Source organism: Pectobacterium jejuense (assembly GCF_026800125.1).
Taxonomy (GTDB): Bacteria; Pseudomonadota; Gammaproteobacteria; order Enterobacterales; family Enterobacteriaceae; genus Pectobacterium; species Pectobacterium jejuense.
Genome location: NZ_JAPQKX010000030.1, coordinates 1 through 2,210, shown reverse-complemented (window position 1 = coordinate 2,210; position 2,210 = coordinate 1). Strand labels below are relative to the sequence as shown.

Genomic DNA, 2,210 nt, shown 5'->3' with positions numbered 1-2,210 from the left:
GCCCGCGGCTACCTCCACCGTCCCGACCTCACCGCCGAGCGCTTTATTGCCGACCCGTTCTCTGACGCAAAAGAGGCGCGGCTGTACAAGACCGGTGACCTTGGCCGCTGGCTGCCTGACGGTAATATCGAATACTTCGGTCGTAACGACTTCCAGATTAAGGTGCGCGGTTTCCGCATCGAGCCGGGGGAAATCGAAGCCCGACTGCTGCAGTGCACCGGCGTGCAGGAAGCGCTGGTCATTGCCCGTGAGGACAGCCCCGGTGATACCCGTCTGGTCGCCTACCTCATCGCGCAGCCTGGAACCGAACTCATTCCCTCCGTATTACGCAAGGCGCTAGCTCTCCATCTGGCCGAGTACATGGTGCCCAGCGCCTTTGTCACCCTTGATGCCTTCCCGCTCACGCCAAACGGCAAGCTGGACCGTAAAGCCCTACCGGTGCCAGAGCAATCCGCGATTGTCAGTCGTGGATATGAAGCTCCTGTCGGCGAGCTGGAAATGGCGTTGACTGAGATATGGCAGAATTTACTGGGACTAGAACGTATCGGACGTCACGATCACTTTTTCGAACTTGGCGGTCACTCAATACTCGCCGTGCAATGTGTCACGCGCGTACGTCAGATGTTAGGGTTGGACCTGAAGGTACAGACAATTTTCGCCTGTCCCGTACTCAGCGAACTGGCACAAGAACTCACCAAGACGTCCACAATTTCGATCACGACAATCCCGCTTGCCGATCGCAACCAGCCGCTCCCACTTTCGTTTTCTCAACAGCGGCTGTGGTTCCTCACCCAGCTCGATCCAACGGCCAGCCGTGCCTATAACCTACCTGCCGCACTGCGTCTGATTGGTCGGTTCAACAAGAACGCCTTCATCACCGCACTCGACGGGCTGGTCGCGCGTCACGAAAGCCTGCGTACTCGTTTTACGTCGTTCAATGGCCAGCCCTGCCAGCAGATTGACCCAGAGACCATCGGCTTTAGCCTGACCTGTCTCGATATGCGAGAACTGGACGATGCGACCCGCGCACAGCGCGTGTCTGAACTTGCCACTCAGGAATCACGCAAGCCCTTTAATTTGACGGAAGGGCCGCTAATCCGCGGTCAGCTGCTGCAACTGGGCGATGAAATACATGTGCTGCTGCTCACCATGCACCACATCGTTTCCGACGGCTGGTCTATCGGCATTCTGGCACGTGAACTGGCGGCACTGTATCAGGCTGCGTTGGATGGCTGCGACGCACGCTTGCCGACACTGTCAGTCCAGTACGCCGATTATGCCGTCTGGCAACGTGAGTGGTTGCAGGGTGAGACGCTCAACGACCTGCGTGATTTCTGGCGTCAGCAGCTACAGGGTGCGCCTGCTCTGCTGGAGCTTCCTACCGATCGGCCTCGCCCATCAGTACAACGCTATGAAGGTAACATTCTCCCCGTCAGTCTCGATCCAGAAGAGCTGGCAGCCTTGAGAACACTATGTCGCCAGCAGGGGACGACCCTGTTTATGACGCTGCTTGCCGTATGGAGTGTCGTGCTCTCCCGTCTCAGCGGTCAGGGCGATATCGTCGTCGGTACACCACTCGCTAACCGTAAACACAGCGAAACGGAAGGGCTGATCGGCTTTTTCGTCAATACGTTGGCTCTGCGGATTACTCCCAGCCAGTGCCAGACGGTCGGCGATCTCTTTACCCAAATTCGCGAACGGGCGATTGCCGCTTACACCTATCAGGATCTGCCTTTTGAACAAGTGGTGGAAACCCTGCAACCCGCTCGCAGCCTCAGTTACAGCCCTATTTTCCAGGTAATGCTGTCGCTGAATAATACCCCGATGCAAGCCTTGACGCTGCCCGGTCTGGAACTTTCTGCCATTGAGCGACCACAGCGTAGTACTCACTTTGATCTGACGCTCTCCCTGACCGAAACTGAACGCAGTTTAGAAGGTGGGCTGATCTATTCCACCGACCTGTTTGATCGCGAGACGATTGTGCGTCTCAAAGGCTATCTACGAAATGTTTTGATCGCGATGGCCGATGATGTGGCACAGCCCGTCGCCACTCTGCCAATGCTACCGGACAGCGAACGTCGGCAGGTCATGGTCGACTTCAATGACACTGACGCCGATTTCCCGCAGGATGCTCTCATCCATCAGCTCTTTGAAGACCAGGCCGCCCGCTCGCCCGAGGCCATCGCCGTCCTCTTTGAAGACCAGCACCT

1 protein-coding gene is annotated in these 2,210 nt (G+C 57.2%); it reads left to right on the top strand.

Translation table 11 applies throughout. The features are described 5' to 3' along the window. The coding region (locus tag NXT09_RS22295) for a condensation domain-containing protein (protein WP_268581188.1) at positions 1 to 2,210 on the top strand (2,210 nt) is incomplete at both ends.